General features: G+C 67.7%; 31 protein-coding genes and 3 pseudogenes. 22 read left to right on the top strand and 12 right to left on the bottom strand.

Annotated features, from left to right (window positions below):
* Positions 1 to 709: 709 nt before the first annotated feature.
* Positions 710 to 1108: pseudogene (locus ACFVWY_RS14675) on the bottom strand (DNA-3-methyladenine glycosylase); the annotation flags it as partial.
* A 59-nt stretch (positions 1109 to 1167) separates the two neighbouring features.
* Here ACFVWY_RS14675 and ACFVWY_RS14680 point away from each other — a divergent pair.
* A complete protein-coding gene (locus ACFVWY_RS14680; protein WP_389871447.1) occupies positions 1168 to 2115 on the top strand; it encodes a hypothetical protein in 948 nt (315 codons plus the stop codon).
* A 74-nt stretch (positions 2116 to 2189) separates the two neighbouring features.
* Positions 2190 to 3638 (top strand): recombinase family protein, encoded by a 1449-nt coding sequence (locus tag ACFVWY_RS14685; RefSeq protein WP_389871450.1) that lies wholly within the window; start codon positions 2190 to 2192, stop codon positions 3636 to 3638.
* A 36-nt stretch (positions 3639 to 3674) separates the two neighbouring features.
* On the opposite strand, the gene ACFVWY_RS14690 is transcribed toward ACFVWY_RS14685, so the two are convergent.
* The gene (locus ACFVWY_RS14690; RefSeq protein WP_389871453.1) at positions 3675 to 3926 is read right to left on the bottom strand and encodes a GntR family transcriptional regulator; all 252 of its coding nucleotides are present in this window, start codon (positions 3924 to 3926) and stop codon (positions 3675 to 3677) included.
* A gap of 160 nt (positions 3927 to 4086) precedes the next feature.
* On the opposite strand from ACFVWY_RS14690, the gene ACFVWY_RS14695 reads away from it, so the two are divergent.
* The 9 genes from ACFVWY_RS14695 to ACFVWY_RS14735 all read left to right on the top strand — a co-directional run bounded on the left by ACFVWY_RS14695 (position 4087) and on the right by ACFVWY_RS14735 (position 8161).
* Positions 4087 to 4458, top strand: coding sequence for a hypothetical protein (locus tag ACFVWY_RS14695; RefSeq protein ID WP_389871456.1), 372 nt, complete (start codon positions 4087 to 4089; stop codon positions 4456 to 4458).
* A gap of 1092 nt (positions 4459 to 5550) precedes the next feature.
* A complete protein-coding gene (locus tag ACFVWY_RS14700; RefSeq protein ID WP_389871459.1) occupies positions 5551 to 5739 on the top strand; it encodes a helix-turn-helix domain-containing protein in 189 nt (62 codons plus the stop codon).
* Positions 5736 to 5996, top strand: coding sequence for a hypothetical protein (locus ACFVWY_RS14705; RefSeq protein WP_389871461.1), 261 nt, complete (start codon positions 5736 to 5738; stop codon positions 5994 to 5996). Before ACFVWY_RS14700 ends, ACFVWY_RS14705 begins: the two co-directional genes overlap by 4 nt.
* Positions 5993 to 6163 (top strand): hypothetical protein, encoded by a 171-nt coding sequence (locus tag ACFVWY_RS14710; RefSeq protein ID WP_389871464.1) that lies wholly within the window; start codon positions 5993 to 5995, stop codon positions 6161 to 6163. The genes ACFVWY_RS14705 and ACFVWY_RS14710 overlap by 4 nt, the downstream gene beginning before the upstream one ends.
* The gene (locus tag ACFVWY_RS14715; protein ID WP_389871466.1) at positions 6160 to 6354 is read left to right on the top strand and encodes a hypothetical protein; all 195 of its coding nucleotides are present in this window, start codon (positions 6160 to 6162) and stop codon (positions 6352 to 6354) included. The genes ACFVWY_RS14710 and ACFVWY_RS14715 overlap by 4 nt, the downstream gene beginning before the upstream one ends.
* A 145-nt stretch (positions 6355 to 6499) precedes the next feature.
* On the top strand, positions 6500 to 6745 hold the full coding sequence (locus ACFVWY_RS14720) for a hypothetical protein (RefSeq protein ID WP_389871468.1): 246 nt from the start codon (positions 6500 to 6502) through the stop codon (positions 6743 to 6745).
* Positions 6746 to 6781: 36 nt separating this feature from the next.
* Entirely contained in the window at positions 6782 to 7648 is an 867-nt protein-coding gene (locus ACFVWY_RS14725) for a hypothetical protein (RefSeq protein WP_389871470.1), read from the top strand.
* A gap of 92 nt (positions 7649 to 7740) precedes the next feature.
* Positions 7741 to 7929: a hypothetical protein gene (locus ACFVWY_RS14730; RefSeq protein ID WP_389871472.1), complete on the top strand. Its 189-nt coding sequence runs from the start codon at positions 7741 to 7743 to the stop codon at positions 7927 to 7929.
* A gap of 13 nt (positions 7930 to 7942) precedes the next feature.
* Positions 7943 to 8161: a hypothetical protein gene (locus ACFVWY_RS14735; protein ID WP_389871475.1), complete on the top strand. Its 219-nt coding sequence runs from the start codon at positions 7943 to 7945 to the stop codon at positions 8159 to 8161.
* A gap of 40 nt (positions 8162 to 8201) precedes the next feature.
* Here ACFVWY_RS14735 and ACFVWY_RS14740 read toward each other — a convergent pair whose 3' ends face one another.
* Complete coding sequence (locus ACFVWY_RS14740; protein WP_389871478.1) at positions 8202 to 8363, bottom strand: hypothetical protein; 162 nt, start codon at positions 8361 to 8363, stop codon at positions 8202 to 8204.
* Between the two features lie 382 nt (positions 8364 to 8745).
* Between ACFVWY_RS14740 and ACFVWY_RS14745 the strand changes: the two are divergent.
* The 6 genes and pseudogenes from ACFVWY_RS14745 to ACFVWY_RS14770 all read left to right on the top strand — a co-directional run.
* A pseudogene (locus ACFVWY_RS14745) lies at positions 8746 to 8814 on the top strand (hypothetical protein); the annotation flags it as partial.
* 149 nt (positions 8815 to 8963) lie between these two features.
* Positions 8964 to 9221, top strand: coding sequence for a hypothetical protein (locus ACFVWY_RS14750; protein WP_389871481.1), 258 nt, complete (start codon positions 8964 to 8966; stop codon positions 9219 to 9221).
* 89 nt (positions 9222 to 9310) lie between these two features.
* Entirely contained in the window at positions 9311 to 9589 is a 279-nt protein-coding gene (locus ACFVWY_RS14755) for a hypothetical protein (protein ID WP_389871484.1), read from the top strand.
* A gap of 352 nt (positions 9590 to 9941) precedes the next feature.
* On the top strand, positions 9942 to 10508 hold the full coding sequence (locus ACFVWY_RS14760) for a hypothetical protein (RefSeq protein ID WP_389871487.1): 567 nt from the start codon (positions 9942 to 9944) through the stop codon (positions 10506 to 10508).
* A 142-nt stretch (positions 10509 to 10650) separates the two neighbouring features.
* The gene (locus ACFVWY_RS14765; RefSeq protein ID WP_389871490.1) at positions 10651 to 11247 is read left to right on the top strand and encodes a hypothetical protein; all 597 of its coding nucleotides are present in this window, start codon (positions 10651 to 10653) and stop codon (positions 11245 to 11247) included.
* 81 nt (positions 11248 to 11328) lie between these two features.
* On the top strand, positions 11329 to 11979 hold the full coding sequence (locus tag ACFVWY_RS14770) for a hypothetical protein (protein WP_389871493.1): 651 nt from the start codon (positions 11329 to 11331) through the stop codon (positions 11977 to 11979).
* 262 nt (positions 11980 to 12241) lie between these two features.
* On the opposite strand, the gene ACFVWY_RS14775 is transcribed toward ACFVWY_RS14770, so the two are convergent.
* Both ACFVWY_RS14775 and ACFVWY_RS14780 read right to left on the bottom strand, forming a co-directional pair.
* Complete coding sequence (locus ACFVWY_RS14775) at positions 12242 to 12841, bottom strand: DNA-3-methyladenine glycosylase (protein WP_389871495.1); 600 nt, start codon at positions 12839 to 12841, stop codon at positions 12242 to 12244.
* A gap of 14 nt (positions 12842 to 12855) precedes the next feature.
* Positions 12856 to 13107, bottom strand: a pseudogene (locus ACFVWY_RS14780) (DNA-3-methyladenine glycosylase); the annotation flags it as partial.
* Positions 13108 to 13180: 73 nt separating this feature from the next.
* Here ACFVWY_RS14780 and ACFVWY_RS14785 point away from each other — a divergent pair.
* The 3 genes from ACFVWY_RS14785 (at position 13181) to ACFVWY_RS14795 (ending at position 15212) form a co-directional block, all read left to right on the top strand.
* Positions 13181 to 13963 (top strand): sporulation protein, encoded by a 783-nt coding sequence (locus tag ACFVWY_RS14785; RefSeq protein ID WP_389871498.1) that lies wholly within the window; start codon positions 13181 to 13183, stop codon positions 13961 to 13963.
* Positions 13964 to 14015: 52 nt separating this feature from the next.
* Complete coding sequence (locus ACFVWY_RS14790; RefSeq protein WP_389871501.1) at positions 14016 to 14546, top strand: YbhB/YbcL family Raf kinase inhibitor-like protein; 531 nt, start codon at positions 14016 to 14018, stop codon at positions 14544 to 14546.
* A gap of 159 nt (positions 14547 to 14705) precedes the next feature.
* The gene (locus ACFVWY_RS14795) at positions 14706 to 15212 is read left to right on the top strand and encodes an HNH endonuclease (RefSeq protein WP_389871504.1); all 507 of its coding nucleotides are present in this window, start codon (positions 14706 to 14708) and stop codon (positions 15210 to 15212) included.
* Positions 15213 to 15272: 60 nt separating this feature from the next.
* Here the strand turns inward: ACFVWY_RS14795 and ACFVWY_RS14800 are convergent, their stop codons facing one another.
* The 4 genes from ACFVWY_RS14800 to ACFVWY_RS14815 form a co-directional block, all read right to left on the bottom strand.
* Complete coding sequence (locus ACFVWY_RS14800) at positions 15273 to 16040, bottom strand: sulfite exporter TauE/SafE family protein (RefSeq protein ID WP_389871506.1); 768 nt, start codon at positions 16038 to 16040, stop codon at positions 15273 to 15275.
* Between the two features lie 61 nt (positions 16041 to 16101).
* Positions 16102 to 17058, bottom strand: coding sequence for an SPFH domain-containing protein (locus ACFVWY_RS14805; RefSeq protein WP_389871509.1), 957 nt, complete (start codon positions 17056 to 17058; stop codon positions 16102 to 16104).
* Between the two features lie 144 nt (positions 17059 to 17202).
* Positions 17203 to 17631: an NfeD family protein gene (locus tag ACFVWY_RS14810; RefSeq protein WP_389871512.1), complete on the bottom strand. Its 429-nt coding sequence runs from the start codon at positions 17629 to 17631 to the stop codon at positions 17203 to 17205.
* A gap of 78 nt (positions 17632 to 17709) precedes the next feature.
* Positions 17710 to 18507, bottom strand: coding sequence for an ABC transporter ATP-binding protein (locus ACFVWY_RS14815; protein WP_389871515.1), 798 nt, complete (start codon positions 18505 to 18507; stop codon positions 17710 to 17712).
* 142 nt (positions 18508 to 18649) lie between these two features.
* Here ACFVWY_RS14815 and ACFVWY_RS14820 point away from each other — a divergent pair, with 142 nt between their 5' ends.
* Positions 18650 to 19435, top strand: coding sequence for a hypothetical protein (locus tag ACFVWY_RS14820; protein WP_389871518.1), 786 nt, complete (start codon positions 18650 to 18652; stop codon positions 19433 to 19435).
* Between the two features lie 150 nt (positions 19436 to 19585).
* Here the strand turns inward: ACFVWY_RS14820 and ACFVWY_RS14825 are convergent, their stop codons facing one another.
* Both ACFVWY_RS14825 and ACFVWY_RS14830 read right to left on the bottom strand, forming a co-directional pair.
* On the bottom strand, positions 19586 to 20230 hold the full coding sequence (locus ACFVWY_RS14825) for a response regulator (RefSeq protein WP_389871520.1): 645 nt from the start codon (positions 20228 to 20230) through the stop codon (positions 19586 to 19588).
* Complete coding sequence (locus tag ACFVWY_RS14830) at positions 20223 to 21371, bottom strand: GAF domain-containing sensor histidine kinase (protein ID WP_389871523.1); 1149 nt, start codon at positions 21369 to 21371, stop codon at positions 20223 to 20225. Before ACFVWY_RS14830 ends, ACFVWY_RS14825 begins: the two co-directional genes overlap by 8 nt.
* Positions 21372 to 21788: 417 nt before the next feature.
* Between ACFVWY_RS14830 and ACFVWY_RS14835 the strand changes: the two genes are divergently transcribed.
* Positions 21789 to 22559, top strand: a complete 771-nt coding sequence (locus ACFVWY_RS14835; protein WP_389871526.1) for a transglycosylase SLT domain-containing protein — start codon at positions 21789 to 21791, stop codon at positions 22557 to 22559.
* Positions 22560 to 22655: 96 nt separating this feature from the next.
* Here the strand turns inward: ACFVWY_RS14835 and ACFVWY_RS14840 are convergent, their stop codons facing one another.
* On the bottom strand, positions 22656 to 25226 hold the full coding sequence (locus ACFVWY_RS14840; RefSeq protein ID WP_389871529.1) for an FHA domain-containing protein: 2571 nt from the start codon (positions 25224 to 25226) through the stop codon (positions 22656 to 22658).
* Positions 25227 to 25530 lie beyond the last annotated feature (304 nt).

Here is a 25530-nt window from a genome sequence, read left to right on the forward strand (position 1 = left end):
GTGTTAAGCACGCCGCCAGCGTTCGTCCTGAGCCAGGATCAAACTCTCCGTGAATGTTTTCCCGTAATCGGGACAACACAACACGAGAGCGGAACAACCAGTCGGAATAGGACCGGTCGTTCACAGCGTCCTCGCTGTGTAAATTGCCTGCCGGATCAGTGATCCCGCAGGACTTTCAAAGGAACCACCAACCTGCCGTAGCAGGCCGGGGTATCAACATATCTGGCGTTGACTTTTGGCACGCTGTTGAGTTCTCAAGGAACGGACGCTTCCTTTGTACTCACCCTCTCGGGCTTTCCTCCGGGCTTTCCCTTCGGTCTTGCGTTTCCGACTCTATCAGACTCTTTCGAGTGCCGATTCCCAGTCGAAGCGGGATTCGCTTTCCAGTTCCTCGCTTCCGCGATTCCCTTTCCAGCGGTTCCAACCTTACCAGACTCTTTTCGTTCCGTTTCCGGTCCGAATTTCAATTCCGGTGACCTGCTGGAAGGCCTTGCCTTTCGTCGTGTCCACTACGTTAGCCGATTCCTTTGGCTGCTCATAATCGAGCCGAGAGGATTGAATTACGGCATGCCGAATTCGCACCCGCCAGGGTGAAGCGTTGGTAGTAGTTGGCCACTCCGGGCTGCTCGGTTGTGGTCCGAAGGACCGCGCCGACAGCAGTGCCCGTTTCAAGCGGCTCGGACCACACTAGGTGTCCACCAAGAGCGAGTCAAGTTGCGCGGCGGCGTGGCACATGGGCCCGGTAGGGGCTCACCGTGGGATCCCCCTCGATCCAGAACCGCCAGGGGTGGGCGGCTCCGTCCCCGCCCACTCCGGTGCGCGGACCGTTGCGTACCTGGTCACGCGGTGGTGGCGTGCCGTGCAGGACGGAGAGCGGGGCGTCGGGGTGGGCGATGGCGTCGCTGCCGTTCAGGGCGCGGTCGACATCGAGTGCGGTGGCCAGGCGTGCCGGGCCCTTGGCCAGTTCCTTGTCGTGGCGGGCCGAGTTCCGTCGTACGCGGGCGAGGTCCGTGCCCACCCGGATGTCGCCCGCGCGGAGCAGTACCCCGCTTGCCATGCCCTCCGGGCCGCACACCAGGTTCAGGCAGTGCCACATGCCGTAGGTAAGGCTCTCAGCATGTACCTCGTTCGGCCCGATCAACGGGCCACGACGAGGGAGGGCAACCCGTGGAACTCACCTGGAACAAAGAAGCGGCCGGAATCTACTTCGCCACCAACAAGAGCGGGGCCGTCATGGCCACGGCTCGCAAGGTCGAGCGGAACGTGTGGGAAGTCGAGGTGGCCAACGACAACAAGGTCTACCGGGGCAGCACGTACGGTCGCGCTCGGGACATCGTTGCCCGCGTACTGGCCGATCAGCGATGGGAGCAGGTCCGGGCCGAGGACCTGACCGAGGGCGACACCCTCCGCTTCATCGACGGCGAGGGCACGGTGACCGGCGTCGAGCCGGTCGGCAACAACCTGAGACAGCTCCGCGTGTCCTACGTAATGGAGAACGACACCCGGTACTCGGGGACGTTCTACCCCGGCTCTCGGTTCGAGCGTCTGCGCAAGCCCGAGCCGGTGGTGCGGTACATCGACGAGCAGGGCGCACAGGAGCTCGCCGAGTGGGAGGCAGACCAGCGCGCCGAGGAGTCCGAGGAGCCTGCCCTCTGCGGCAAGCACCGCCCCGGTTGGGAGCAGGAGGGTCCTGGCCGTCACCGCCTCCCCTGCCTTCGTCCTGCCAGTGACGGTGGACTGCACCGGGACGCCTTCCGTGCCGAGTGGCTGGCGTCCGAGGCGGGTCAGGTAATCGACCTTCACCCGTTCACCGCGATCGTGGACGTCATGGCCGGTACCGGCGTCCTCATCTCTCCCCCGGCGAGCGAGGACGTCACCCTGTCCGCGGGCGGCGCCTCCCTTCACGACTCCCTGTGCGCCGATGCCCTGCGCCGTCTCGTCCCGCTCGGCGTCGAGGCGCTGGAAGGAGAGGACGGCGGACTGTCCCTCGAAGGCATTACCAATGACGGCCGGATGGTGTTCAGCCTCTACGTCTCGGACTGCATCACGACTGAGCCCGACTTCGAAGAGGTGGCCGTGTCCATCGAGGCACTTCGAGAGGCCGCCGGTCTCTGAGGTACACCGGGGCCGGTTACGGCTGGCTCCTCCGGCATCATCGACACGACGACAACGAGCAGGAGAGACGAGCAGTGCGAGCGGTTGTGTACGCGAGGCTCAGCCCTACGCCACGGGGCGAGGAGTCCAAGGGCGGGAACCTGAAGCAACAGGTCGAGCTGTGCGAGGCGCTTTGCGAGCGGAACGGCTGGGCGGTCGTAGACGTGATCGTCGAGAAGGACACGTCAGCTTCGACCAAGCGGGGAGTGAAGCGAAGCGACGAGTGGGAGCGCGTCAAGGCCCTGGTGGAGGACGGCAAGGCCGACGCCATCGTGTCGCGCCACTACGACCGTATGTACCGAACTCCCTGGGATCTTGAAGACCTGGTGGACCTGGCCGAGACGACCGGCGTCACGCTGGCCGCTGCACAGGCTCAGGGTGTGCTCGACCTGTCCACGCCGTCCGGCCGTCTCGCTGCTCGCATTGGCGCCGTAGTCGCTCGGAACGAGACCGAGATGCGAGTAGAGCGTCAGGTGCTCGGCCATCAGCGACGCAGGGAGTCAGGTAGGCCGTTCTGGAGTACTCGCCCCTTCGGCTTCGAACGTGACGGTAGGCACCGCGAGAAGGAGGCGGAAGCCCTGCGGCAGGCGTACCGGGACGTCCTGGCTGGTGTCTCCCTGTGGTCCATCGCGAAGGACTGGAACGCCCGTGGGCTGCTCTCGCCGCACGGTAAGGAGTGGCGTAGCTCGAACCTCCGGGGCGTCCTGCTGAAGCCGAGGAACGCAGGAATCCAGACGTACTCACAGTGGGTCGAGAAGCCGGACGGGAGGCGCGTGCGCCTGACCGAGGAGACCGGCGCGGGTAACTGGGAGCCGATCGTCTCCGAGGGTTTGTTCCGGGCCCTGGTCCGCTACCTGAGCGACCCCGAACGAAACACTGGGGGCGGAGGTAGGCGCAAGGCCCTGTTGTCCGGTGTGGTCCGGTGTTCGAAGTGTCAGGCCATCGTGACGCAGGGGTGGAGCAAGAAGAACGCGGCAGGCGAGCGGTACCGCATCTACACCTGCTCGGGCAGTCGGTGCATTACCTGCCCGGCGGACCCCCTTGACTCCTTCGTGGTCCGCAAGGTCATCGACAGGGCCGAGGAGTGGAACGCCGCTACGGCCACGGATGACGCAGACGAGGAGCGGGAGGCCGAGTTGTTGGCCGAGGAGATGGCGACGACCGAGAGGCGTACCGCCCTGGCGGAGATGTTCGCCGTAGGGGACATCGACGCATCGACCATGCGGGCGGGCATCGGCAGGTGTGACGCCGACCTGACGAAGATCAGGGCCGAGCTCGCCGACCTGGCGGCGAAGCGGGTACGCGTCGACCTGGGGGACGTCGAGTATCTGTGGGAGCTGCTGGACTACGAGGACCCCGACCGCATCGACTACGTACGTACGGTCGTCATGCAGGTCTGCGAGCGAGTCGAGCTCATGCCGAGAGGCCGAGGAGTCCGAGGCTTCAAGTCGGACCACTGCCGGATCACCTTCCGGAACCCGTGAGCAGAACGGCCGGCTCACACCTTCAGGCCCCGTCTGTCACTCACTGACCGGCGGGGCTTCGTGCTGCCGTAGGACGTGCGTCCCCTTGGCTGGCACCACCCCCACCAAGCCCCGTTCCTTCAGGTCTCGCACGGCTCGACGGACCGTCCCGAGTGCAGCCCCGTACTCCTCGCAGAGCAGCCGTTCGCCAGGGAGCCGAGCACCGACAGGCAGGCGACCCGTGCGGATCTGCTCGGCGATGTCCTGGGAGATCTCGGCCCATCGGTACTGCGGGAGCTCTGCGGTCATGCACTCATGCTGCGGCGGCAGACAGGAGCACGCTCGGGCAGGCTGCGTCATGCCGCAGACAACCGCGTCATACTGCGTCACACTGGTGACAGAGCGACCCCCGAGCAGGAAGGCGCCTGCCCGAGGGTCTACGCCGAGCACTACGAAGGAGTGCAAGACGATGACCGACAACGTACCGCCCGCACCGCTCCCCGCTCCCCTGCGTCGCCTGCCGTGGGACACACCGGACGGGCATCCCTGCTACGTGCCGCAGGGGGTGGGCATCATCAACGAACTCGCCGACGTAGTAGAGGCTGAGATCATCGTGGCTGCCGTGGACGATGGGGCTGGCGCCTTGCTCAACGCCGAGGACCCGAGCGCCACGAAGGAGGATCTTCGGCAAGCAGCGCGCCGACTGGCCTACGCCCTTGATGACGTCGTGAAGGTGGCGGAGCTACGGGCCGAGCGCATCCCTACCGAACCGACGCCGACCGACCGCGCACTTCGCCTGTCCGAGGCGCTGCGAGCATCCGGGGTACGGCGCACCGCGTAGCTTCCTGCTCAGCCTGAACCAACGAAGCCCCGGCCCCTCGAAGGGTGAGGAGTCGGGGCTTCGTCGTGTCCGGTCACGGAAGCAGAGGGCGCCCCTCTTGTGCAGCTCCGATGTGCTCCGGCCGGAGAGCGTCGGCGCCATGCTCGGCGATGAACGCACGCACTCGACCGAGGGGGGAGTCTGGCGGGGGCGGCTCCTCGCTCACTGTGCCGCCGAGGATCATCGCTCCGAATGCTGCGCCTACGTCTTGCGGGTTGTCCATGTCCATGCGTAGACGGTAGGTCGAGGGTCTGACAGTCGCGTGAGCCCGGCCACACTTGCTCGAACCATCCGGACAACCGGGCCCCGGATTGGCTTTCTGCAAGTGGGGGATGTTCGCTCTGGCTCGACGTGACCCCGCTCACGCTTCCGAGGGATCGCTTCTGAAACGGCCCGCTCGCTCCCACCAGTAAGTGGGGGGATGTTCGCCCCTCGCCCGACGGGTGACCGGCGCCACAGCCTGACGATGGAAACTTTTCCTTGATCAACTCCTACCAGTAAGTGAGGGTGCTTCGCTCCCGCTCGACGAGTGACCGGCGTCACGGCCTGACCTTCGCAACGAACCAAGATCGTTCCCGGGACTTGTAAGTGAGAGTGTTTCGCTCCGGTCCGACGAGTGACCGGCATCACAGCCGAAGCGCCCGGACAAATCAAGATCGTTCCCCGTATCAGTAAGTGGGGACTCATCGAGAGCGAGTGAGCGGCGTCACAGCGGAAGCACCCTGACCTCGGATTCGATCCTTACAAGTGAGGGTGTGTCGCTCTCCACAGCCTGACCCTGACCGGTCGGGCTCCTTCTTTTTGGACCTGTCGCCTGATGACCGGTCCCCACTCACCTCCCTTCTGGGGCGCCTACTTCCGTTCGGGTTCCTGGCGCCCCGTCTTCGATGTCGTGCCTGTCGAGTTGGTCGCTCGGGCACCCAGGCACGACACCGGATGGACCCTCGCTGCACCCCACTACTCCGGGGTGTGGCGAGGGTCCTTCTTCTTGACCCGAACACCTGATGACAACCCACGACAGCCTCACCAACCGAGGCAGGAAGGAGGCCCTTCGTGTTCCAGATCGAGGGCAAGAACTACATGACGATCAAGGAGGTGGCCCGTCGACTCGGCGTCCACCCTGGCACTGTTCGCAACTGGCGCTCAGATGGCGTCGAGCCGATCGAAGGCGTGAAGCTCGGGGCCTCTGTCCTGTACCGACAGGAGGACGTCGAAGAGCTGGCCAAGGGGCGTGGCAAGTGAGCACCGGCGAAACCACCTGGTGGCCGGTGTCCCACATCGCCCGGTACATCATCGGCTGTCATCCACAGTGGCTGTACGTCGAGCTGGAGAACGACCGGCGAACCTGGGGGCCGTTCCTCCATCCGGACGGCAAGCGCCTCTTGCTCAACGCTGACGCCGTGGCTGACTACGTGGCCGAGCACCCGGTGAGCCTCCCGAAGCACCGCCCCGCCTGGAAGAAGCGCGGGAGCCGGGGCGGGAAGGACAGGCGCAAGTGAGCTACGGAACCACCCGGAGCAGCTACGGCAGAGATGCACACCCCGGAGCACTCACCCCCCGAGAGCCCGCTGAAGACGTCCGGGCAACCTCTCGCGAGATCGAGCGAGAGCTGAACCCTGACGAGAACGACGACAGCCAAGACGACGGCTGGGAGGTGATCGTGTGAGCCGGAAGATCGACCGCACCGGCGAGCGAGCCGAGCACGAAGAGCCCAACGGCGGCCCCGAGGCGGAGAGTTCAGCCGCGAACGAGGGGGCAAGCGAAGCCGTCACCGACGATCCGCACTACTGGGGAATGGTGCCCAGACACAAGCCGAGGCCGCGCCCCGCTGGCGGAAACGGCTTCTGGTCCTTCTGACACCCCGCCCCACCGACTCCCCCGCCCTCCCGGTCCAGATGGCCGAGAGGGCTTCTTCATGCCCGCACACAGCCGCTCGCAGCCGCAGAGACAGACGGCCGGCTCGCACGCGCGCGAACACCACACCCCCTGGAGGACCACCGCAGTGAACGACATCCGACAGGAGCTTGCCGAGGCATACGGCATCCCCGCCGCCCTTGCTTCCCGGCTCATTGGCGAGACCCGAGAGGAGCTGGAGGAGGACGCGCGAGAGCTGTCCTTCACCCTGCCCCGAGGACCGGAACGCCTCGTTGGCGGGCTCGACCCCGACGGCGAGGACGAGGAGGGCGGGTTCGATCCCGTCGCCCACATGCGCGCTCACCGCGCGGCAAGCCGCGCCCGCTGGGCCTGACCAACACACCAACCACACCACCTGGAGGTAACACCCGTGGCATCTGCCAAGAAGACCGAGAAGACGTTCGCCGAGCTCGTCGCCGAGGCTGACACCAGAGCCGCCGAGAAGGCAGTCCTGGCCCGTACCGAGCTGGCCGAACTGAAGGACAACATCGCCCGCTGGAACGACGAGCACGCCGAGGCATCCGGCCGTGTGAACTGGATTCGCTCCAACCTGGCTCGCGGTAAGGAGGTCGCCACCCCGCAGGAGTTCGCCGAGGCCCTGGCTGCCGAGGAGCGACTGAAGTTCCTGACCAACAGGCACATGGACACCGGCGAGTGGTACGAGGGTGACAAGCGCGTCGACGTCGCCGAGAAGAACCTTCCCCCGGCCGAGAAGAAGCTGGCTGCCGCAGTGGCCGAGCTTCTGGCCGACGTCCTGCCCGGCGTCGAGATCCTGTCCACCTTCGGCAAGGTCGACGGCAAGCCTGTCGAGTCTGACCTTCCGGTCGCCGTCGTCTCCCAGGCGAAGCCCACGTTCGAGGGCACCCGCCATGAGCGCGAGTACGGCAAGACCCCGATGTTCCGAGGGCTGAACCTCTCCGGTGACGTCGAGGTGACCTTGTACCGCAAGCCGGTGCACCGGGAGTTGTACCCGCCGAAGGTGGCGAAGCACCTGGAGAAGCAGGGCGTGCAGCTCTTCAACGCTGACTCGCTCCGAGGTGGCGACACCATGAGTCGGTCGGACGCTGAGTACGACATCGACACCCTCCGCCTGTCCATCGACTCGACGCCAAACCCTGGCGCGAGCGAGGAGCTGTGCGAGTCGTATGACAAGTGGGTCGCCACTCTCCAGACCACGCTCACGGAGACGCCGAAGCCGATCAGCGGTTGGGACGTCTACGTCGGTACGCGCTACTGATGATCCCCCAGTTTCGTCCCTGAGTAGTCCGCGCTCGGGGGCGTTGCTGGCCGATCAGACCAGACGGCCCGAACCGGAAGGAACCCGAACCCATGACCTTCGCCATCGCCACCCTGTACGCCGCCTCGCTCATCGAGATGTTCCTCGTTGGTGCGCTCGGCGTCCGCGTCCTCATGCCCGAGCAGCCGGTGAAGCACGGCGTCCGCTACTCCGGCGCCGCTCGACGTCAGCTTGTCCGTGAGCAGTGCATCCGAGACACCGCCCGAGCCGAAGCCCCGTGAAGGAGCGCACCCGTTGAGCAAGACCCGATACCCCAACGTCCGCCACATGACCGCCGAGGAGCTGCGAGAGCTGGAGCCTGGCGCCATCGTCGAGGTTCCGTTGGGGCTCGGCGAGCGCCTGCTACTCCGGCGAGCGAAGGCGACCAACGGTCGAGACAGGTACACCCTGGTGCACGGCTCTTCGCTGTCCATCGGAGCTCTCGTCGAGGTGGCCGAGCTACTGGCGCCATGACTACGCTCCGCTCAGCCGGCCGTCGACCGAGCGTGACTGATCACAGGGTGACGTGCTCCCACGTCACTTTGTAGGCGTTCGCGTCCCGCTGCATCATCAGGTAGAAGTCGTAGCCCTGGTCGATGTCGCGGAAGTCCTGGACGTGCTCCTCGCGGGCGGGGTCCACGCTCTTCCACGTCACCCGGTAGACCTTCTCTGCCATGGGCCCTCCTCGGCTGGTCTACGGATCGAGCGACAGGCCGCCGCTCAACGAAGCCAGGGCCCGACCGTAGCCGGGCCCTGACCCGTCTTACTTCTGGTTGCTCGCGCGGCGCGGACGCCACGCACGCCTGAGACGTACTGCCTCGTTCAGGCAGCGAACGACGTAGTACAGGACCTGAGTCCACGTCTCGACATCATCAACCATGTGAACCACCCCGAGTGCTCAGCACTCCCGTAGAGGGAGCACAGAGACTCAACCGCTGGATGCGGACCCGCCCGGGGATGTAGGCAGGGAGTGCGTTGTGAACCCCTTCGGGTCTGAGAACGCCACCACAAGCCCTACGGTTCCGCGTCACGAGCGAAGTTGACGGCTCACCGGCCCGTCATGTAGGAATTTCCTCCCGCTCCTTCGAGGAGCGGACTCCGTAGCTCCCGCCGTTCAGCGGCGGTAGAGCTGGCCACTCCGAGAGAGGCCGCCATCCCGAGGGGCTGGCAGGGGAAGCCGAGGGCACCCCGAGCGCGGACGGTACGCGCGATCTCCCACACTCACGCCGAGGCGTAGCTACGCGCTGCCCTTGGCCTCTTGAAGGAGGTCGCATCCGTGACTCAGCACTCCGGCGACACGATCCCGGTGACGCTCAACCTGGCCGCCCTGGCGACGGCGTATGAGCAGGCGCGCGAGCGGTTCGCCTACTACTCCGAGCTCGCCAAGAACGGCGACCCTGTGTCGATCCTGTCGGCCCGCTACCTCCTGCTCGGGTGGTGCGAAGTCTGGGACTTGTTCAACGAAGTTGGCCTGTACGTCGGCGACGTTGACGCCGTCGAGCTGCCCCCGCTCTCCGAGGACGGTGGCGAGTAGTGGCGATCAGCTTCGGACACAACCGACCCTGGGGGGCCGTCTCTCAGACCGAGTACCGGCGTATGGCTCGGGACCCGCGACACGATCGCGTGTACCGGCTGCACTTCGCCGCGATCGGGTGGGCGAACCAGATCGGTCACAGCGACTTCAAGGGCGAGCGGCTGGCCGAGATCTTGGTAGATGCGAACGGCGTCATCCCGGACTCTCAGAACGTCTCCAAGGCGATCCGTAAGGCGAAGTCCATGGGACTGATCGGGGCAGACTCCAAGGCTGCTTGCCTGGTCTTGCCGTCGTCGATGTTCCAGAAGGCGAGCGTAGGCGGCCGGACGTGCTCGGCTCACAACGTGAGCGGTCGCACGGCTGCGTAAAGGTGTCCTGTGGGGACACCCCACGTGTCCTGTTGGGACACCCTTCACCCCGTCTGACCTGGGGTTTCGTTCGCTCCCTCTTACTCTACTTACAGGGAACTTCCAACCCGTCCGCTCGCTGGCTGGGCCGCCTGTCGGCGGCCGTCAAGCCGTATACGCAACGGCGAAGTGATCAGTAGCTCTGCTCTGTGGCGGCCGACAGGGCGCCCTCTCCGTCATGCCCGCTTGCTCTCTGGGGGCGCTACCGCGCCCCACTTGCCGAAGCCCCTTACGGCAAGCGAGTTCACCTTGCCGTTGCAGCTCAACCAAGTGGCGCCCGACAGGGCGCCCCACCACAAGGAGGACTTACACAGTGGCACCCCGCAAGCTCGACCTGACCGGCCACCGTTACGGCGCTCTCGTCGTCATCGCCGAGTCGCACACCCACAAGAGCCCTGGCGGCTCGACTGCCACCCACTGGCACTGCGAGTGCGACTGTGGCCGCAAGGTCACAGTCCCCGGTCCGTCCATGCGACGGAAAGGGAACCCGACCGTCACTTGTGGCGACAAGACCGCCCACCGCTCCGGCAAGGCCCACCCGATGTTCGGCAAGCTGCGCGAGCAGTCCGGCAACTGGAAGGGCGCGGCCATCGCCTACACCTCCGCGCACCAGCGCGTGAAAGCGGAGCACGGCCCCGCCTCGGACTGGCGCTGTGCCTGCGGCTGCGGCCGACAGGCCGATGAGTGGGCGTACCTCGGGACTGACTCCGAGCCGAAGGTATCGACGCACGCCGACTCCGAGGGGGCCCTGTACTCCCCCAACCCCGAGCACTACGCCCCGCTCGCGAAGCCCTGTCACCGCGGCTTCGACGTCTGGCAAGCGCAGCGCCGTAGCGGTCTCACGTTGAGCGCCCTGATCGTCGAGATGATGACCGCGTGAGCCGCAGTCGCCGTCGTATGGGGCGTGTCCTGGGTTGAGGTCAGGCCCCCCACCCATGGAAGACGGCCAGCTCACAGAGACGTGAAGCCAAGTACCCAAAATTCAGTACGAGTTGACCAGGCTCCGGCATCACACTGGAGGCATGGACGAACTGTATGTAGTCCGGCATGAGCCGACCTGGCGTGAAGAGCCGGAACCAGACGACGGGTACGACAACGGCACGGACGAGAAGACCGTGTACGCCCTCTTCGGCCTGGCCATCTACAAGGCCAATGTCCTCGAACACACCCTCGTGAACACCCTCGCGATGGCCAGACTCATCACGGCAGAGGAGCAGGGGGAGCAGCTCATCCGCGACCCTTGGGCGCAGGGGTTCAAGGACATGATGGGCAAGCTCATCCGGCGAGCCGAGCCGCACGTAAGCGCCTACCCGGAAGTGGTCGACGACCTCACCAACAGCTTGAAGCGGCGTAATTTCCTGGTCCACCACTTCTGGCGCGAGCGCATCCCGGAGACGGTCGCCGAGGCGAGCCGGGCCAGGATGTGCGCGGACTTGAAGGCGGACTGCCGACTGTTCACCCAGACGGACGAGCGCCTGACCGAGAGGGTCTTTGACCCTCTGGCAAGAAAGCGGGGAATCACTCCCGAGATGATCGAGGCTCAGTACGCAAAGGAACGCCGCGAGGTCATGAAGCGCTACGAGCCCGAGTCGTTCACGGCCGAAGACGACTCGGACTGACCTGCGTGTTCACACGCCCCGGCCAAGTTGGGATTGCTCTGGGGTTGCAGCGAGGCCACAGCCGTCATGTAGCTTCCGGCCATGAACACGTTGGCGGGGGACTGGTGGGAATCCGGCTCGTGGTGGCAGTTCGTCATCACGATCGCTGTCGGCATCGCGGTAGGCGTTCTCGCGGCCTGGGCAACGCTCAGGGCCAGCAACCCGAAGCGGCAACTCAACTGGTGGGTACGGTCCAATACCCCACTCATGAGCGTGCCCGGAACCTCCGAGGAGTCCGAGCTTGCAGTCACCTTCTTCGGTGCGCCGCTGACATCTCCGCGCATCATCGAGCTCGTCATTGCCAACTCAGGTCGGCGTGACATCACTGCGGCGATGTTCCATGGCGCCCAGCCAATACGGTTCGACTTTGGCGTCCCCGTCTGCACCATCCTGGACGCGACTACGGCCCCCGCCGGAAGCGTTCGCCCCATGTTCGACACCGCCGGCTGGGTCATCGTGGGCGATGACGGATCGGGAGATTCTTGGGTTGACGTTGTCCCCTCGCTACTGAGCAGGGGGCAGGAAGTCGTGATGACTGTGCTCGTCGAGGGCGAGGAGAAACCCGTGAAGTTGGCCAGCTTTCCGCTTGTCGATGTCACCCCGGTCTCCGAGTCGCCAGGGGAACGGTCGCGAGCCCTGGCCGAGGCGATCGGGCGAATGCCGATTTACCTCGGACCCTTCCGTATCAGGTAGCTCCGATCGACCCCGAAACCGTGGCGCAAGATCGGGCGGTAAGACGTAGCGGTGAGGAAGATTCGCCTCCGGGGGTCATCCCCCACCCCCTTCTCGTCGACCCTGGGCCCTGGCCAGCCACACAGACCAGCATCAGGACGGCCGAGGGCGGGCTGAGCGCCCGCCTCGCAAGCGATCACAGACGGATCGACCCAACCCCTTCGGCCACACGCAGACAGTCGCGTACAACGGCACACAGCAGCTCGCGCCAAGAGGCAGGCGCTCACGAACGCTTCGCAGCCTTGCGGTAGGCCGAGACGGACGGCTCGCCTTCGAGCCACCAACGCCACGGCCAGTCATCGGCACGACTCACGCCGACCCGAGGACCACGACACACGGGGCCGATGGCGGAAGTTCGGGGGCGAAGCTGTACGGGTCCATCGCTGAGCAGGTTCAACCCGTAGTGTTCGCTGCTCAGTCCGAGTGCTTGACCGAAGTTGCCTGGCCCTCTGGCAAGGTTCCTTGCCGTAGCTCTCTCGCCCCTTCGAGCCCTGGCCAGCCACTCCCCCTCGATCACCTCTCCGGCACGGAGCAGGACGGCCGAGGCGTCCCCTTCCTGGCCAGTCGTGACGTTGACGCACCAGTGAAGGCCGTACGAGTGGTAGACGTAGAGATGCCCTGGCGGACCGAACATCACGGAGTTGCGCTGAGTCCTCCCGCCATACGCATGCGAGGCAGGGTCGAGCCCCCCTCCGTACGCCTCCACCTCTGTGATGCGCACCACAACTTCCCCTCCCTCGATCTGCGTACGGAGTAGGCATCCGAGCAGGTCAGGGGCCAAGCTCTCTACGGGGCGACTCAGGTTGGGTAGCTGAACGTTCATGCTGACCGACTTGACATGCCGTAGGTGAAGTAGACGTGACCGGGCGGGCCGAACATGACGCTGTTACGTGGGGTGCGGCCTCTGAAGGCGTGCGATCCGGGGTCGATCTCGCCCGCGTACGCCTCCACCTCGGTCAGACGGAGTTCGATGGGGCCGTCCGTTGTGGCACGTACCAGGGTGCGGCCCAGGAGGTCGGGTGCCACGTCCAGTACGGGGCGGTCGAAGAAGTCGCGTGTCAACGGCGTACGGTCCAAGCCCTCGATCATGGCGGTCGAGAGTACCGGGAACCGACAGCGGTCGTGGCGCGTATGTACGGGTCAGGACCAAGGAGGAGTAAATATGGGCTTCAAGCGGCTGCTCGCGAGTCTCGGCGCCGGTGGCGCCTCGGTGGAGACCGAGCTTTCCGAGCTCAACGTCGTGCCGGGCGGGGTCGTCCAGGGCGAGGTGCGGATCCAGGGCGGTTCCGTGGATCAGCAGATCGAGGGGCTCTCGGTGGGGCTGCAGGCCCGTGTCGAGGTCGAGGGCCAGGACACGGAGACCAAGCAGGACATCGAGTTCACCAAACTGCGGCTCGGCGGCGCCTTCGAGATCCGGGCCGGAGCCACGCACGTCGTCCCCTTCGGGCTGGAGATCCCCTGGGAGACGCCGATCACCGTATTCGCCGGACACCACCTGCACGGTATGAACATCGGGGTGACCACGGAGCTGGAGATCGCGCGGGCGGTGGACTCGGGCGACCTGGACCCGATCAACGTGCACCCGCTGCCGGCGCAGCAGGCCATTCTCGACGCCTTCGGCCAGCTCGGTTTCCGTTTCCACAGCGCGGACATGGAGCGCGGTCACATCCGCGGGACGCGTCAGCGGCTGCCGTTCTACCAGGAGATCGAATTCCTCCCGCCGCAGCAGTACCGCGGCCTGAACCAGGTGGAGCTGTCGTTCGTCACGGACGACCGCGAGATGGATGTCGTCCTGGAGATGGACAAGAAGGGCGGCCTCTTCAGCGAGGGCAGCGACACGTTCCGCTCGTTCAAGGTCGGGCTGCACGACTTCCAGGGGACCGACTGGGCGGCGTACCTCAATCAGTGGCTGGCGCAGGTCGGCGGCCAGCGCAACTGGCTCTAGGGTCGGGGAAGGATCTGCCGACCGTTGTACAGCCATCAGGAGAGGTGATGACGTGACCGAGCCGAAGAGGGCCCCGTTGCCGCACGACTTCCATCCGGAAGTGCCGTCGTTCACCGTGACGAGCGACGATCTCGCCCCCGGCGCCGTGCTGGCGGACGCCCAGGTGTTCGCGGCCGGGAACACCTCGCCGCAGCTGCGGTGGGAGGGTTTCCCGGCCGGAACCAAGAGCTTCGCCGTGACGTGCTTCGACCCCGACGCCCCCACCGGCAGCGGGTTCTGGCACTGGGTGCTCTTCGACCTTCCGGTGTCGGTCACGGAACTGCCGGCCGGTGCGGGCAGCGGCGCCTTCGAGGGACTGCCGGCCGGTGCCGTACAAGCCCGCAACGACTACGGTTCGAAGGACTTCGGCGGCGCCGCGCCGCCGGCCGGGGAGAACCACCGCTACGTGTTCACCGTGTACGCGGTGGACACCGGGACGCTGGGGCTCGACAGTGACGCGTCACCCGCGGTCGTCGGGTTCAACCTGCGCTTCCACACCCTGGGCCGCGCCCAGTTGATCGGTGAGTACACGGGTCCTGCCTAGGGTCCGTCCTCGAACCGAGAGTTCCCCCGCTGTTTGCCCTGCCCTGGTCCTGGAGAGATCAGGGCAGGGCATTTTTTATTGCGTTGTCCATCAGGGCCTGCCCGGCCAGAGTTGGTCCGGGCCTGCCAGGGGGCGGGTGGCACACGGGAGGTGGGCGAGATGCGGGACACGCTGGTACTGAACGCGAGCTTCGAGCCGCTGTCGACGGTGACGCTGAAGCGTGCGGTGGTACTGATCCTTCAGGACAAGGCCGTCGTCGAGCAGTCGCATCCCGATCTCCGTATGCGAGGTGCCGCGGTGGACATTCCGGTGCCCCGGGTGATCAGGCTCTGCCGGTATGTACGGGTGCCGTTCCGAAGACACGCCTCGTGGTCGCGGAGGGGGGTGCTGGTCCGGGACCAGCACCGGTGCGCGTACTGCGGGCGGCGGGCGAGCACCGTCGACCATGTCGTACCGCGCGCCCAGGGGGGTCAGGACACCTGGCTGAACACGGTGGCATCCTGCGCCGAGGACAACCACCGCAAGGCGGCCCGGACGCCTGAGCAGGCGGGGATGCCGCTGCTGCGGCAGCCTTTCGTGCCGTCCCCGGCACAGGCGATGCTGCTGGCCATGGGGGCCGGGGAGCTGGCGGAGCTGCCGGACTGGCTGGACCGGGCCGCGGCGTAGTCGGCGTACGCGTAGCGCGGTACGGAAGCCCGTCCCCGCAAGGAGGCGGGCTTCCGTGTGTCAGCGGAGCAGCAGCTGGACGATGGCGGCCGTGCCGACCGCGACGATGAGCACGCGCAGGACCACGGGGCTGAGGCGGCGGCCGATCTTCGCGCCGATCTGGCCGCCGAGGGCGGAGCCGACCGCGATGAGCAGGACGGCCGTCCAGTCGAAGTCGGCGACGAAGAGGAAGAAGAGCGCGGCGATGCTGTTGACGACGGCGGCGAGGACGTTCTTGACGGCGTTCAGGCGCTGCATGGTGTCGTCGAGCAGCATCCCCATCAGGGAGAGGTAGATGATCCCCTGGGCGGCGGTGAAGTAGCCGCCGTAGACACTGGCGAGCATCAGCCCGGTGAACAGGAGCGGGCCGCCGTCGGCGCGGGCAGGGCCTCCGGTGGTCTCGCGGCGGCGCTGGACCGCTTTGCTGATGCGTGGTTGCAGGATGACCAGGACGAGTGCCAGGGCCACCAGGATCGGGACGATGGTCTCGAAGGCCGTGGACGGCAGGGCCAGCAGCAGGGTGGCGCCGGTGAGACCGCCGATGAGGGAGCCGATCGCGAGTTTGAGTACGCGGCGTCCCTGGCCCTCGAGTTCCTTGCGGTAGCCGATGGCGCCGCTGACCGATCCGGGTATCAGGCCGAGGGCGTTGGAGACGGTGGCCGTGACCGGGGGCAGGCCGGTGGCGAGCAGCACGGGGAAGGTGATCAGCGTTCCCGATCCGACGATCGTGTTGATCGTGCCGGCGCTGATGCCCGCCGCGAAGACGGCGAGCATCTCCCAGATGTTCATGGCGTATCCCCCGTACATGACCGGTGCTTGGTGCACTGATCATGCACGGGGCGTGTACGCGTCATTCGACCGGGGGTTCCTCCCGGCGCTCCTTGGCGGCGCTGAGGCCCGGGGCGCCCTTTCCGGTGTCGAAGCCCGGGGCACCGTTGCCGAGGTTGCCGAAGGCGCCGCTCAGGCCCTTGAGGGCGTCGCCGATCTCGCTGGGCACGATCCAGAGCTTGTTGGCGTCGCCCTCGGCGATCTTCGGGAGCATCTGGAGGTACTGGTACGAGAGGAGCTTCTGGTCCGGGTCTCCGGCGTGGATGGACTCGAAGACCGTACGGATCGCCTGGGCCTCACCCTCAGCGCGCAGGGCCGAGGCCTTGGCCTCACCTTCGGCGCGCAGGATCGCGGACTGCTTCTCGCCCTCCGCGGTGAGGATCGCGGACTGGCGCGTACCTTCGGCCTGGAGGATGGCGGCGCGCTTGTCACGGTCGGCGCGCATCTGCTTCTCCATCGAGTCCTGGATGGAGGTGGGCGGCTCGATCGCCTTGAGCTCGACGCGGTTGACCCGGATGCCCCACTTGCCGGTGGCCTCGTCGAGGACGCCGCGCAGAGCCGCGTTGATCTCCTCGCGGGAGGTGAGGGTCCGCTCCAGGTCCATGCCGCCGATGATGTTGCGGAGGGTGGTGACGGTGAGCTGCTCGATCGCCTGGATGTAGCTGGCGACCTCGTAGGTCGCGGCCCTGGCGTCGGTCACCTGGTAATAGATGACGGTGTCGATGTTGACGACCAGGTTGTCCTGGGTGATCACCGGCTGGGGCGGGAACGGGACGACCTGCTCGCGCAGGTCGATGCGGTTGCGGATGGTGTCGATGAACGGAACGACGATGTTCAGGCCCGCGTTGAGCGTGCGGGTGTAGCGGCCGAAACGTTCGACGATGGCGGCGCTGGCCTGTGGGATGACCTGGATCGTCTTGATCAGGGCGATGAAGACGAGCACCACCAGAATGATCAGGACGATGATGATCGGTTGCATCGTTCCTCGTTGCCCTTCGGTTGCCGACGGATCGCGATGATCGAGGTCGAGATCGCGGTGGGGGTCGGCCGTCGGGCCGGCCCCGCTCTCATGATGATCGACATCGAGTCTGACAGAACACGCGCTGCCTTGTGGGTGGTTCGGTCACATGACGACGGCTGTAGCTCCGTCGATGTCGACGACATCGACCTGTTGACCGGGGTCGAAGCTCTGGTCCTCGTCGAACGCGCGGGCCGACCAGATCTCCCCGGCCAGCTTGATCCGGCCGCCGCTGCCGTCCACCCGTTCCAGGACGACGGCCTGACGGCCCTTCAGCGCGTCGATGCCTGTGGCGAGTCGGGGCCGGTCGGAGCGGTGCCTGGCGGCGATCGGGCGGACCACCGCGACCAGCGCCACGGAGACCACCAGGAACACCAGGACCTGGGCCACTATGCCGCCGCCGAGTGCCGCGACCACCGCCGCGACGACCGCGCCGACGGCGAACATGCCGAATTCGGGCATCGCGGTCAGGACGAGCGGGATGCCCAGCCCCGCCGCGCCGATCAGCCACCACACCCACGCGTCGATGTCCACGGAGCCATGGTAGAACCGCGGACGCCCTCGCGGACAGGGCGCGGGCCGGACACCGCGCCCGTGGACCGGGCCGGTGGGTCAGGAGAGCGGCAGGCCGTGGGCCGTGTAGCGGTCGCCGGCGTGCTCGACGACGAGCGGCAGCCCGAAGCAGAGGGAGAGGTTGCGGGAGGTGAGCTCGGTCTCCATGGGGCCGGCGGCGAGCACCTTGCCCTGGCGGATCATCAGAACGTGGGTGAAGCCGGGGGCGATCTCCTCGACATGGTGGGTGACCATGATCATGGAGGGGGCGTACGGGTCGCGGGCCAGACGGCCGAGGCGGCGGACCAGGTCCTCGCGGCCGCCGAGGTCGAGCCCGGCCGCCGGTTCGTCGAGGAGCAGCAGCTCAGGGTCGGTCATCATGGCGCGGGCGATCAGGGTGCGCTTGCGCTCGCCCTCGGACAGGGTGCCGAACTTGCGGTCGAGGTACTCGGTCATGCCGAGCCGGTCGAGGAAGGCGCGGGCGCGCTCCTCGTCGACGGCCTCGTAGTTTTCGTGCCAGGTGGCGGTCATTCCGTACGCGGCGGTGAGCACCGTCTGGAGCACGGTCTGTCGGCGGGGCAGCTTCTCGGCCATGGCGATGCCCGCGATGCCGATGCGGGGGCGGAGATCGAAGACGTCGGTGCCGACGCCGCCGAGCGGCTCGCCGAGGATGCTGACGCTGCCGGAGCTCGGGAAGAGGTAGCTGGAGGCGATGTTGAGGAGGGTGGTCTTGCCGGCGCCGTTCGGGCCGAGGATGACCCAGCGCTCCCCCTCCTTGACCGACCAGGAGACATCATCCACCAGAGCGCGTCCGTCGCGGACCACGGATACGTCCACCAGCTCCAGTACATCGCTCATGGCGCGTTGTCTCCCCATGCAGTGTCGAGATCGTCGGTGCCTGTGGGCACGGCTCCCCAGGAAATCTACGCCACCGGACGAGTGTGCCCGGCGCTGGGCCCGCGGGACGACGGGGGCGCGGCCGGTTCTCTACGCTGTTCCCATGCTTTCGGAACCACGCTCAGGACGGCTGGCCGCATGGGGAAACGCGCTTCTGGCGGGGCTGGTGTCGCCGGACGACGCCGCGCTCGCCGTGGTCGGGGAGGACGCGGTGCACCGCGTCGGGGGGCTACCGGGTGAGGCGGGGCCGGTCGGGCTCACGCTGGCCCTGGGACGGCTGCGGGGACTGGGGGTGACGGGCTTCCGGGTGGCGCTGCCGGCTCCGGGGCACCCGCTGGGGCTGAGCGGCCCGCCGGAGTTCAACGCGCGGGCGCTGGAGGCCGGGGAGGCGGTGGTGGCCTTCGGTGCGCCGTACGGACTGGTGCCCGAGGTGCGGGAGGCGGGGCCGGAGGGGGATCTGCACGTCGAGGTGGTGTGGCGGTGTCTGGCGGTGCGGGAGGCGCCGCCGGCCGATGTGCCGTCGCTGGGCGAGGCGGAGCGGGAGCTCGCGGAGGGGCTGCGGGACGCCACGGCGCTGCTGTCGCGGCTGGACGTGGCCGGTTCGGGGCCCGTGGCCGAGGCGGCGCTGGACGCGTACCGGGCGCGGGCGGAGCGGGGGCGCGAGGTGCTGGCCCCGGGATATCCGCCGCGGGCGGTGCGGGTGCTGGAGCTGGCGCAGCGGGTGGGGCTGCTGGTCTCGGTGGCGCACGAGAGCGGGCACGGCGGGGCGGTGAGTGCCTCGCAGATCGCGGCGCGGGGCGAGGCACTGCGGCCGGTGGAGCGGGTGGCTCGGCGGGCGCAGGTGGCGGCGTACAACGCGTATGTGGAGGAGCTGGAACGGCGGCGTTAGGCCGTCCGGGCGGTGTGCGGGGGCGCCGGACGGGCAGGTGCTGCCCGTCCGGCGCCTTCCTCGTGCCCGTCCGGGCTTGCTCGGGTGCTTCGCCCCGCGTCTTCCTCAGGTGGCCGTCCGGGCTTGCTCGGGTGCTTCGCCCGGCCTCGCTCAGTCCGCGGCGCCGTTCCGGACGGCCCAGAGGGCTGCCTGGGTGCGGTCGGCGAGGTCGAGCTTCATGAGGATGTTCGAGACGTGCGTCTTGACCGTCTTCTCGGAGAGGACCAGGGCGCGTGCGATCTCGCGGTTGGAACGGCCGTCGGCGATCAGCCCCAGCACCTCCCGCTCCCGTTCGGTGAGCGTGCTCCCCCGTCCCGTACCGCTGCCCGGGTCCTCCTGGGCGAGAAGGGCGCCCGCGACTTCCGGCTGGAGCAGGACGTGGCCCGCGTGCACCGAGCGGATGGCACCGGCCAGGGCTTCCGGGTCGATGTCCTTGTACACGTAGCCGGAGGCTCCGGCGCGCAGGGCGGGGACCACGGTGCGCTGTTCGGTGAAGCTGGTGACGATCAGGACCTTGGCCGGGTTGTCCAGCCCGCGGAGCCTGCGCAGGGCCTCTATACCGTCGGTGCCGGGCATCTTGACGTCCATCAGGACGACGTCGGGGCGGAGCTCCTCCGTCCTGGCCACGCCCTCGGCGCCGTCGGCCGCCTCGCCGACCACTTCTATGTCGTCCTGGACCTCCAGGAAGGTGCGCAGACCGCGGCGGACCACCTGGTGGTCGTCGACCAGCAGCACCCTGATGGTTCTGTCAGCCACCGGGTACCTCCATCTCGATCGTGGTGCCCTTGCCGGGCGCCGATTCAACGGTGAGCCTTCCGCCGACTCCGTTCGCGCGGTCCCGCATGGAGACCAGGCCCAGATGGCGTCCGGCCTGCCGGGTCGCCGCGGGCTCGAAGCCGCGGCCGTCGTCGGTGATCCGCAGCAGGGTGCCGCCGCCCCGCCGGGCCAGGGTGACGCCGACGTGGGCCGCCCCGGAGTGGCGCAGCGCGTTGTGCAGGGCCTCCTGGGAGACGCGGAGCAGGGCTTCCTCCTGGGCGGCGGGCAGGGCCCGGATGCCCAGGCTCTCGAAGGTGACCCGGGCGGTGGTGTGGGCCCGGTCCAGGACCTGGACCTGGGTACGGAGGGTGGCGACGAGCCCGTCCTCGTCGAGCGCGGCGGGGCGCAGTTCGACGACGGCGGCGCGCAGCTCGTCCACGGCTTCGGCCGCGAGCGCGGCGACCTGCTGGAGCTCTCCCTTGGCGCGGGCCGGGTCGCGGTCCACCAGGGCGGTCGCGGCCTGGGCCGTCAGCCGCAGCGAGAAGAGCTTCTGGCTGACGGCGTCGTGCAGCTCGTGGGCGAGGCGGGAGCGCTCCTCGGCGATGGTGAGCTCACGGCTTCGCTCGTACAGGCGGGCGTTGGTGAGGGCGATCGCGGCGTGCTGGGCCAGGATGGCCAGCAGTTCCTCGTCCTCGGCGGTGAAGCCGCAGCCGCCCTCGGGTTTGGGGCAGCGCTTGTTGGCGAGGAAGAGCGCGCCGATGATCTCCTCGCCGTCCCTGATGGGCAGGCCCAGGAAGTCGGACATGTCGGGGTGGGCGTCGGGCCAGCCCTCGAAGCGGGGGTCCTTGCGGACGTCGGCGAGGCGTTCGGCCTTCGCCTCGTGGAGCATCGCGGCGAGGATGCCGTGCTGTCTGGGGAGCGGGCCGATCGCCTTCCACTGCTCGTCGCTGACTCCGTCGACGACGAACTGGGCGAAGCCCCCGTGGTCGTCGGGAACGCCCAGGGCGGCGTACTCGGCGTTCAGCAGCTCGCGGGCCGAGGCGACGATCGTCTTCAGGACGTCGCGCACTTCGAGGTGCCTGCTCATGGCGAGCAGGGCGGCGCTCACGGCTGCGAGTCCCGACGGTGGGCGGTGGCTCATGCGTCTCACCGTACCGGCGGGGTTCGAACGCCGTATCGGCCTGCGGACGGCCACGGATTAGGGCGCCGGGCCTAGGCCGTGCGCCCGATTCGCCGCCCGAAGAGATGGAATCTCACCGTCCGAATTACTGAAGCAACGGTTGGTCAGTTCGTTACGCGGCCGGTGTGAGGCCGCACATAGGACCCACGTCACTTACGAAGCCCGCTAGTGGGGAGGCAAGTGCCGTATGAGTGGTCATGAGCGGGGCCCGGCACGTTCGAGCGGGGATCCGGTCCACTACCCGGGTTCGTACGTCACACCTTTGCCAGCAGATTTTGCAGCCGCTAAGAATTGCTCTCGTCCCCGACGGAGATGCGACGCACGCTTCCCGTCTTCGTCCTCCGTGAGGACTCCTGCGATTCGAAGAGGTACGTCTGCATGTTCGCGTCCAGCAACACCGGCCGTCGCCGCCGTCTGAACAAGACCCAGAAGCTCTCCGTCGCGGGCATCTCGGCCATGGCCGCCGCCGCACTCTCGTTCTCGCTCGTCCCCGCCAGCGCCGACTCCAAGCCCGAGGCCGCGGCCGCTGTGTCCGCCGCCCCCGTGGTGCTCGCGTCGGCCGCCGGTTCGCCGCAGGCCAAGGCCGTGCAGGCCAGCATCATCGAGCAGCACTCCACCGCCGAGAAGCTGGTGAAGGCCGCCGACCTCGCCAAGGCCAAGAAGGCCGCCGCCGCGAAGGCCAAGGCCGCCAAGGCCGCCAAGGCCAAGGCGCAGGCCAAGACCAAGGCCGAGGCGAAGGCCCGAGCCGCCGCGGTGCGGACCGAGGCCGCCGCCCAGCACGCCAAGCCGCAGGCCGCCAGCCGCTCCGAGGTCCGTACCCCGGTCTACGCGAACAACCTGGACGGCTGGATCCGGCAGGCCCTCGACGTCATGCGGTCCCACGGCATCCCCGGCTCGTACGACGGACTGCACCGCAACATCATGCGCGAGTCGACCGGCAACCCGAACGCGGTCAACGGCTGGGACGTCAACGCCCAGAACGGCACCCCGTCCTGCGGGCTGCTCCAGGTGATCCAGCCGACGTTCAACGCGTACCACGTCCCGGGCACCTCGACGAACATCTACGACCCGGTCGCCAACATCACGGCCGCCGCCAACTACGCGGCCGACCGGTACGGCTCGATCGACAACGTCAACAGCGCGTACTGACCGGCGCTCCGTCCGCCGGACGGCCGCCGTCGACGCCGAAGGGCGGCACCCCGTGCGGGGTGCCGCCCTTCGGCCGTGCGGCGGACGGTGTCCGCGCTACTTGCGCATGACCTCCGGCTCGTGGCGGCGCAGCAGTCGCGCGACCGCGAAGCCGCAGGCGATGCCGAGCAGCAGGAGCACGGTGATGTTGACGCCCCACTGGCCCGCCGAGTGCTCCCAGAGCGGGTCCAGGTTCGTCGGCTCCTTCGGATCCCACGGTGCCATCAGGTGCGAGAGGTCGAGCGTCGCGGCCGTACCGGCGATGGCCCAGCGGGACGGCATCAGCCAGGCGAACTGCTCCAGGCCGGGCGAGCCGTACACCTGGAAGAGGATGCCGGTGAAGACGACCTGGATGATCGCGAACATGACCAGCAGCGGCATGGTCTTCTCGGAGGTCTTCACCAGCGAGGAGATGACCAGGCCGAACATCATCGAGGTGAAGCCCAGCGCGATGATCGTCAGGCAGAGCTCGACGGCGGGCGGCATGATCAGGCCCTCGTCCGGCAGCTTGCGGGTGGCGAAGCCGATGCCGCAGATGATGACGCCCTGGAAGGCCGTGATCACGCCGAGGACGATCACCTTGGACATGAGGTAGGCCGAGCGGGACAGGCCGGTGGCCCGTTCCCGTTCGTAGATGACGCGTTCCTTGATCAGTTCTCGTACGGAGTTGGCCGCGCCGGAGAAGCACATGCCGACTGCGAGGATCAGCATGATCGTTCCGGCGGCTCCGTTGAACCGGGAGGGCGCCTCCGGCGGGGCCAGGCCGAACTTGGCCGGGATGACCACGCTGACCACGCCGAGCACGGCGGGCAGGATGACCATCAGCCCCATGAAGCCCTTGTCGGACGCGATCACCGAGAGGTAGCGGCGGATCAGCGTCCACAGCTGGGCCGACCAGCTCTGCGGCTTCGGCGGGCGGATCTGCTGCGGCGGCATGTGCACCGGCTGGGGGGCGACGGCGTCGAGGTCCGCGGCGTACATCTGGTAGTGCTGGGAGCCGCGCCAGCGCCCGGCCCAGTCGTAGTCGCGGTAGTTCTCGAACGCGGAGAAGACGTCGGCCCAGGTGGTGTAGCCGAAGAAGTTGAGCGCCTCCTCCGGCGGGCCGAAGTAGGCGACGGACCCGCCGGGCGCCATGACCAGCAGCTTGTCGCAGATCGCCAGCTCGGCCACGGAGTGGGTGACGACCAGGACCGTACGGCCGTCGTCGGCCAGCCCGCGCAGCAGCTGCATGACATCGCGGTCCATGCCCGGGTCGAGGCCGGAGGTCGGCTCGTCCAGGAAGATCAGCGACGGCTTGGTGAGCAGCTCCAGGGCGACGGAGACGCGCTTGCGCTGGCCGCCGGAGAGCGAGGTGACCTTCTTGTCCTTGTGGATGTCGAGCTTGAGCTCGGCGAGGACCTCGTGGATGCGGGCCTCACGCTCGGCCTCGGTGGTGTCCGCGGGGAAGCGGAGCTTGGCGGCGTACTTGAGCGCCTTGGTGACCGTGAGTTCCTTGTGCAGGATGTCGTCCTGCGGGACCAGACCGATGCGCTGGCGCAGCTCGGCGAACTGCTTGTACAGGTTCCGGTTGTCGTAGAGGACGTCACCCTGGTTGGCGGGCCGGTATCCGGTGAGCGCCTTGAGCAGGGTGGACTTTCCGGAGCCCGAGGGGCCGATGACCGCGACGAGCGACTTCTCCGGTACGCCGAAGGAGACGTCCTTGAGGATCTGCTTCCCGCCGTCGACCGTCACCGTGAGGTGGCGGGCGGAGAAGGAGACCTCACCGGTGTCGACGAACTCTTCGAGCCGGTCGCCGACCAGGCGGAAGGTCGAGTGGCCGACGCCGACGGTGTCGCTCGGCCCGATGAACGCGGAGCCGGACTTGGCGAGCGGCTGACCGTTGACGTACGTGCCGTTGTGCGACCCGAGGTCCCGGATCTCGAAGCGGCCGTCGGGCGTCGCGTGGAACTCGGCGTGGTTGCGCGAGACCTGGAGGTCGGAGACGACCAGATCGTTCTCCAGCGCACGGCCGATGCGCATGACCCGGCCGAGTGCGAACTGGTGGAACGTGGTCGGGCTGCGGTCGCCGTAGGCCGACGGGGCCCCCGCGGCCCCGCCCGCACCGGGCGGCGGGCCCGCCATCCCCTGCTGCTGCGGTACGTACGGCTGCTGAGGCGTCTGGGCCGGAGGCTGCTGCTGCCAGCCCTGCTGCTGCGCGTGCGGCTGCTGGGGCTGCTGCTGCGCGGGAGCCTGCGGGCCGCCCCAGCCGGGGCCGCCCTGCGGGGGCTGCTGGCCGGGGGCCTGCTGGGCACCCGCGCCCTGTCCGCTGTAGACGTCGGCGCCCGCGGCGGCGGTGATGCTCAGCCGCGGTCCGTCGGTGGCGTTGCCCAGATGCAGGACGGTGCCGGGTCCGATCTCCAGCTGCTGGATCCTGCTGCCCTGCGCATAGGTGCCGTTGGTGCTGCCGTGGTCCTCGATGAACCAGTTTCGGCCCCCCCAGCTGATCGTGGCATGCCGCCACGACACCCTGGCGTCATCGATCGTCAGGTCACCCTGAGGATCGCGTCCGAGGGTGTACGACCTGGACGGATCGAGCGTCCAGGTCCTTCCATTCAATTCCAGTACGAGTTCCGGCACTCCGCGCCCCACTAGTTGTCCCCCGAGTTACCCCCATCGCAGGGAGTCTAGGGATGCTGAACATCGTGGGGAACTATTCCAGGAGCAGTCCCGGATACGAAAGTCGAGCGGGCCCTAGTACCTGCTTGGACCTGCATCGTTACGGCGTCGACACGAATAATGGGAGGAGAGCGCGGCAAGCGTCCCGAGTACGCACGAACCGTCGGTGAACGGGATATCCCGGGTACTCCTGGAGTACCGCCGCGGCCCGTCCGGGTACCGGGCGAAAGCGGACGCGCGCGGTCCGTCACCGGGTCCGCGCCCCGGTCGCGCCGTG

Origin of the sequence: Streptomyces sp. NPDC058195, from assembly GCF_042883525.1 — a bacterium.
GTDB lineage: Bacteria > Actinomycetota > Actinomycetes > Streptomycetales > Streptomycetaceae > Streptomyces.

What these genes read in the sequence shown, in the direction of transcription:
- ACFVWY_RS14740 (WP_389871478.1), bottom strand. Translation starts at nt 8,363, where the DNA reads ATGGCAGAGAAGGTCTACCGGGTGACGTGGAAGAGCGTGGACCCCGCC.
- ACFVWY_RS14775 (WP_389871495.1), bottom strand. Translation starts at nt 12,841, where the DNA reads ATGAACGTTCAGCTACCCAACCTGAGTCGCCCCGTAGAGAGCTTGGCC.
- ACFVWY_RS14820 (WP_389871518.1), top strand. Translation starts at nt 18,650, where the DNA reads ATGCTTTCGGAACCACGCTCAGGACGGCTGGCCGCATGGGGAAACGCG.
- ACFVWY_RS14785 (WP_389871498.1), top strand. Translation starts at nt 13,181, where the DNA reads ATGGGCTTCAAGCGGCTGCTCGCGAGTCTCGGCGCCGGTGGCGCCTCG.
- ACFVWY_RS14800 (WP_389871506.1), bottom strand. Translation starts at nt 16,040, where the DNA reads ATGAACATCTGGGAGATGCTCGCCGTCTTCGCGGCGGGCATCAGCGCC.
- ACFVWY_RS14830 (WP_389871523.1), bottom strand. Translation starts at nt 21,371, where the DNA reads ATGAGCCACCGCCCACCGTCGGGACTCGCAGCCGTGAGCGCCGCCCTG.
- ACFVWY_RS14695 (WP_389871456.1), top strand. Translation starts at nt 4,087, where the DNA reads ATGACCGACAACGTACCGCCCGCACCGCTCCCCGCTCCCCTGCGTCGC.
- ACFVWY_RS14730 (WP_389871472.1), top strand. Translation starts at nt 7,741, where the DNA reads ATGACCTTCGCCATCGCCACCCTGTACGCCGCCTCGCTCATCGAGATG.
- ACFVWY_RS14815 (WP_389871515.1), bottom strand. Translation starts at nt 18,507, where the DNA reads ATGAGCGATGTACTGGAGCTGGTGGACGTATCCGTGGTCCGCGACGGA.
- ACFVWY_RS14770 (WP_389871493.1), top strand. Translation starts at nt 11,329, where the DNA reads ATGAACACGTTGGCGGGGGACTGGTGGGAATCCGGCTCGTGGTGGCAG.
- ACFVWY_RS14765 (WP_389871490.1), top strand. Translation starts at nt 10,651, where the DNA reads ATGGACGAACTGTATGTAGTCCGGCATGAGCCGACCTGGCGTGAAGAG.
- ACFVWY_RS14805 (WP_389871509.1), bottom strand. Translation starts at nt 17,058, where the DNA reads ATGCAACCGATCATCATCGTCCTGATCATTCTGGTGGTGCTCGTCTTC.
- ACFVWY_RS14835 (WP_389871526.1), top strand. Translation starts at nt 21,789, where the DNA reads ATGTTCGCGTCCAGCAACACCGGCCGTCGCCGCCGTCTGAACAAGACC.
- ACFVWY_RS14795 (WP_389871504.1), top strand. Translation starts at nt 14,706, where the DNA reads ATGCGGGACACGCTGGTACTGAACGCGAGCTTCGAGCCGCTGTCGACG.
- ACFVWY_RS14690 (WP_389871453.1), bottom strand. Translation starts at nt 3,926, where the DNA reads ATGACCGCAGAGCTCCCGCAGTACCGATGGGCCGAGATCTCCCAGGAC.